The organism is Methylobacterium sp. 10 (assembly GCF_000519085.1).
Lineage (GTDB): Bacteria > Pseudomonadota > Alphaproteobacteria > Rhizobiales > Beijerinckiaceae > Methylobacterium.
In genome coordinates, this window is the sequence record NZ_KI912577.1 from 300,001 (window position 1) to 305,000 (window position 5,000).

The 5,000-nt window shown below is 65.0% G+C and carries 5 protein-coding genes (2 of these 5 only partly in view); 1 reads left to right on the top strand and 4 read right to left on the bottom strand.

Annotated elements, in window-relative coordinates; translation table 11 throughout:
* The 4 genes in view from K368_RS0101295 to K368_RS0101310 are tightly spaced (at most 16 nt apart) and all read right to left on the bottom strand, a layout consistent with a single transcriptional unit that may run on beyond the window.
* Nucleotides 1–540, bottom strand: the 5' portion of a protein-coding gene (locus K368_RS0101295; RefSeq protein ID WP_027170809.1) for a molybdopterin-dependent oxidoreductase. The gene continues 201 nt to the left of window position 1, outside the view; 540 of the gene's 741 nt are visible here — the first part of the coding sequence; the start codon lies at nucleotides 538–540; its stop codon lies beyond the left edge, outside the window.
* Nucleotides 537–1,238, bottom strand: coding sequence for a cytochrome b/b6 domain-containing protein (locus tag K368_RS0101300; RefSeq protein WP_027170810.1), 702 nt, complete (start codon nucleotides 1,236–1,238; stop codon nucleotides 537–539). Before K368_RS0101300 ends, K368_RS0101295 begins: the two co-directional genes overlap by 4 nt.
* A 16-nt stretch (nucleotides 1,239–1,254) precedes the next feature.
* The gene (locus K368_RS0101305; protein WP_027170811.1) at nucleotides 1,255–1,842 is read right to left on the bottom strand and encodes an SAM-dependent methyltransferase; all 588 of its coding nucleotides are present in this window, start codon (nucleotides 1,840–1,842) and stop codon (nucleotides 1,255–1,257) included.
* Nucleotides 1,839–3,005, bottom strand: a complete 1,167-nt coding sequence (locus K368_RS0101310; RefSeq protein ID WP_155934968.1) for an acyl-CoA dehydrogenase family protein — start codon at nucleotides 3,003–3,005, stop codon at nucleotides 1,839–1,841. The genes K368_RS0101305 and K368_RS0101310 overlap by 4 nt, the downstream gene beginning before the upstream one ends.
* Nucleotides 3,006–3,450: 445 nt before the next feature.
* Between K368_RS0101310 and K368_RS0101315 the strand changes: the two genes are divergently transcribed.
* Nucleotides 3,451–5,000, top strand: the 5' portion of a protein-coding gene (locus tag K368_RS0101315) for a helicase-related protein (protein ID WP_027170813.1). The gene runs 592 nt beyond the window's last position; 1,550 of the gene's 2,142 nt are visible here — the first part of the coding sequence; its start codon is at nucleotides 3,451–3,453; the stop codon falls past the right edge of the window.

The window sequence follows — 5,000 nt, forward strand, 5'->3', positions numbered from 1 at the left end:
CGTTTGCGGGTGCAGCGCATCGAACAGATCGTAGCTGTCCCACCAGCCATCGACGCTGCGCATCACGATGAAGCGGGCCTCGGGCTTCAACCCGACATGGGCGAGGAGATGGGCCAGTGGTACGCCCGTCCAACCCGCAATGGCCGACCACCCCTGTTCGCAGCTATGCAGCGTGATCTGTGTCCTAGCCGGCATCGCCTTGAGATCGGCCAGGGAAAAAGCCCCCGGCCTTTCGACGAGTCCCGTCACCGGCAGCTTCCAATCGGTGAAGCCGACAAGCTTCGATGTCCTGTAGCCGGGATCGTCCGGATCGGTCGTGTTGATGGTCGGAAAAACGGCCGAGATCGCCTCCGGCCCGAATTCCCGGACGAGGGGTTGCCGTCTGAGAAGCCAGCGCTGCACGGCGAAGGTCAGCCCGTTGCTCCAATCGTAGGGTGTCGCCAGGCGGCTCAACGCCGGCGCGTCGCAACCGCCGAGGAAACCCGCTCCGATGAGACTGGCCGAGCCCGTCAAAAGGCGTCGTCGGGACAGATCGGTCATCGTTCCTTCTCCGATGGAATGGTGAAACGCCCGGTGATCATCGAGCGCAGGAGATTACCGGCGCCCCCGATGAAGACCTGCAACACATGGACGAGCAGGAAGAGGACGAGCAGACTGGCGGCCAGGAAATGGATCGTCCGTGCGGATTGGCGGCCGCCGAACAAGATGAAGAGCTCCGGGAAGGCGGTCGTGAACCCCGGCGACATGGTGAGTCCGCTCAGCACCATCAGGGGAAACAGGATCAGGACCACGCCGAGATAGGCGAATTTCTGCAGGGCATTGTAGCGAAGCGCTTCCTTGCCGCGCGCCTTCTCCAGCCTGAGATGATCGCCGACTTCCCGCGCGAGATGCCCGGCCGACAATTGATCCCTATCCGGCACCAGGCTCCTGCGGAGATGTCCGCTCGCCAGGATGAGCAGGAGATAGGCGAGACCGTTGATGACGAGGATCCAGGCGGCGAGGAAGTGGAGGTTTCGGCCCCAGCCGGTCTGCTCCACGTTCACCGGCAACGGCAGTTCGATCCATGCCGGCGCGTCGTTGGCACCCGTCTCTCCCCAGAACAGGCGCGGCAGGGCGAGAAGGATGGCGATTCCACTGACGAGCAGGACAAGGAAGGCCGCGGCATTCACCCAATGGGTCAATCTCAGCCAAGCCGGATGTCGGAAGACGGTCGAACCGGTCTTCGGCCCGGCGCCCATTTCGACCGGGACGGGTTCAGGTGATGCGGGTGAGGACATCGAGTCGGTACCGGTCGGTGCGACTGTGATGGGCGATGCGGATGGCCCCGTCGAGGATGCCGATCAGCATGTCCGAGGCTTCATCCCCCGTCTGCGGATAATGGGTGAGCCCGGTCCAGTGGACGAGGACGAGGATCCCGCCGGGGTCGAGGGCATCGAGAATGCGCTTGGCCAGATGGGACATGTCGTCGGCATCGAGGAAGTAGAGCACCTCCGAGATCAGGATCAGGTCGAACCCGCCCGCCGGCCATTGGCAGGGCACGTGCAGACGCTCGAACCGCACATGCGGGAGCGATTCACAGCGTGCGCGCGCCTGTTCGAGGGCCTTCTCAGCCGTATCGAGGCCGATGAGGGCATCGCATCGGGATGCCAGAGCTTCGGTGAACACGCCGATGGAGCAACCGATCTCCAGCGCCGACGCGAAACGCGGCTTCGGCAACGCGTCCAAGGTCGCCGCGTATTTGGCGGCCTCGTAGGTGCTGGTGGTGAACTGCCAAGGATCGGGATCGTCGGCGTAGCGATTCTCGAAATAATCCGGCGGCATCGTCTGCGAGTGACGAATCATGGCACATCTCCGGAGTCGCGCCAGAGATCACCGGCGGACCCGGTCTTACCAAGGACATAATGCGCGGCGGATGTCAGCGCGAAATCCGGCGCCGGCTGACGCAAATAGGTGGCGAGATCGCGCGAAGCACGTTCGAGGGGGTGATCGCGCAGGAAGCCCTGCAACCCCACGGAACGCTGAGCGAGCTGCAGCACCGACAGCCCTGCCGCCTCGACGGCGGTTCGCGCCAGGTGAACATAGGCCACGATCCGCTCAGGGTGGAGATCGTCCTCGAAAACGATGCGCGCGGCGCGCTCCACCCAGAGGCGGGCGCTCTCGGTGGCGACGAGCCCCTCCCCCAGCCGGGCCGATTGGTGCGGATCGTGACCTCGCCCGGTCCGGCGGAGATGGTCGCGCCAGATATCGAGGACGGCCTCGATCCCCCCGAGCTGGACGGCCGCGAATCGCCAGGCACCGCCGAAGAAGTACGGCTGCCTGGAATAGGAATCCGCGTCGCCGAGCAGACTGTCCTCACCGATCTCGAGACCGGTCAGATCCACCTTTCCCGTCGCCGAGGCGCGCATTCCCTGGGCCCGCCAAGCGGAGAGATCGGCCCGCGTGCCGGATGCAAGCTCCGCCACCACCATGAAGGCGCGATCGCCGGGGATCGTGCGGGCGGTGACCAGGGGACGCGTGACGAAGCCGGCGCCGGAGGCCAGGATCTTACCGGCTTTCAGACGATAGCCGCCGGACTGCGCCACAAGCTTCAACCCGTCATCCGCGGGCTCGGTGTTCCAGACACCGAAGAGATGCCCCCGTCGCGCATCGGCGAAGAGACGGGTGCGCTGGGTGGCGTCGCCATAGCGGGCAACCAGTTGAAGGGCATTGACATGGCCCTCGTAGAGTCGACCCAGCGCCAGACTTCCGCTGCCGATGATACGCAGTACGTCGCATAGATCCGAAGCACCCGGCTCCTCGCCGAGCCCGGCGCCTTCCTCGTCCCGCGGGATCGGCGCGGCGAGTAGTCCGAGACCACGAAGATGCTCGACATCCGCTGCCGGGAACCCACCATCATGGTCATGCTCGGCCGCCCGTGCGGCTGCGGCCCGTGCGGCCATCCTCGCTGCATCCACGGCATCGAAGGTGCTGTGGGCGACCCGAATCGGCTGGTCCACGCTGTTCATCCTCTCCGGGCGGCCATCGCGCCTTCATGCGGGTCACTCATGACACGGGACCAGTGGGGCAGACAGATTTGACCCTGCACTGGATCGTGCGACACCCTGGCGCGGACATTCGGCGATGCGAACGCTCCCTCTCCCATCGCGTGTGGCGAGCTCCGGATCTCGGTACAGGACATCAGAAGCGGTCGATCGGGACGGAGAATAGGAACGCGCAGGATCTTGCCGCTGGTCATGAAAAAGATCGTGAGTTGTGATGATAACCAGCGAAACCTTTGGCCGGTTCAACCGCACGCAGATGAATCGCGCATTCCTGTCGCTCTTCCCATCACCTACGTAAAAATACGGCCTTATCCACATATCCGGGATAGGCGGCGGGCCTGAGATCGGGCAGCGTGGTGAGGTTTAGAGCCGACGCGGTTCCACGACCGATTTCCAGGATCGATTGCCCATGGCGCGAAAGCGCGCTCAGCCCACCGTCGATATCCTGAAGGATGTCGTCACCCGTCTCGGTCTTCCGCCACGGTCTGTGAACATCGAGGCGCTACGGCTTCAACTCGATCTTCCGGAATTCGGTGGCTATGCCGAGGATGCGCGTGTCGGCAAGGCGCTGCGGCGCATGAAGGCACAGAGCGCGTTCGCCAGGACAGGCGCCGCGGCGGTGAGCAAGAGCGTGCCCGGACTCAAGGTTACGGTCGCCGAGAGCGATACCCTCCTATGGCGGGTGCGTGTGCTGCTGCCGCTCCTCGATGGCAACCGTTTGGATGTGCGAGTCGAAGCGCCCTTGGAGGGCGTCGCCAGCGAGATCGTCGCCGGCATGGCGGAACGCAACGATCCCACCTGGCGCATCGAGACGTTACGACCCGCCGTGGCCGAGATCACCGCACGGACCGGACAGACACTCCACGCCTCCATCGAACGCCTGAGGGACGCGATCACCGGGGATCTGCGCGAGGTTGGCGCCGACGCCGTCACCTATATCGATCACATGGACCGCTCGCTCCGCTCACGGGTGTTCCATGCCGGGCCGAACCTCGGCCGTTCCATGAGCGATACCCTGGCCCCTGTGCGCAAGCGCGCCAAGGTCGTCGCGCGAGAAGATTCCCGCCTGCGCCGCCTGCGCGATCAGGTCGGGTTCGGTGCTTACATTGAGAAATTCAAGGTCGCCCGGCGCCTCGGCCGTCGCATCATCTTCCATATGGGGCCGACCAATTCGGGCAAGACCTACGCGGCCCTGCAGTTGCTCGCGGCGGCCCCGACGGGGACTTATCTCGCACCGCTGCGGCTCCTCGCCCTGGAGAATTACGAAGGGCTCGCCGAGCGTGGCCTCAAGGCCGGGATGGTGACCGGCGAGGAAATCCTCGGCGAAGACAGGCCCACCCATACATCGCGGACCATCGAGACCGCGGATCTGATCCGGCCCGTCGATGTGGCGGTGATCGATGAGATCCAGATGCTCTCCGACCCGGACCGCGGCTGGGCCTGGACCAACGCCCTCTTCGGCATCGCGGCAAAGACCGTTATCGTCTGCGGATCCGACGATGCCCTAGCCGCCGTCCGGCGCGCGGCGGAGGCGGCCAACGAATCGCTGGACGTCATTACCTTCGTTCGCAAGACGCCCCTCGTCCTTCTGGACAAGCCCGTCCCCCTCGAAGACGTCGAGCCGGGCGATGCCGTCGTCGCTTTCTCGCGGCGCGCGGTGCATGAGAATCGCGAGATCCTGGTCGCCGCCGGGCACAGCGTGGCGACGATCTACGGCGCCCTGTCTCCGGAGGTGCGCCGCGCGGAAGCCGCACGGTTCCGTACCGGCGAAGCCACTGTTCTGGTCACCACGGATGCGATCGGCATGGGCCTCAACCTCGGGCCTCTGAAACGCATCGTCTTCTCGGCGACTCGCAAATGGGATGGCGTCGGCGAGCGTGCCTTGACGAATTCCGAAATCCGTCAGATCGCCGGTCGCGCCGGTCGTTTCGGCCATCAGGATGTCGGTTACGTCGCCGC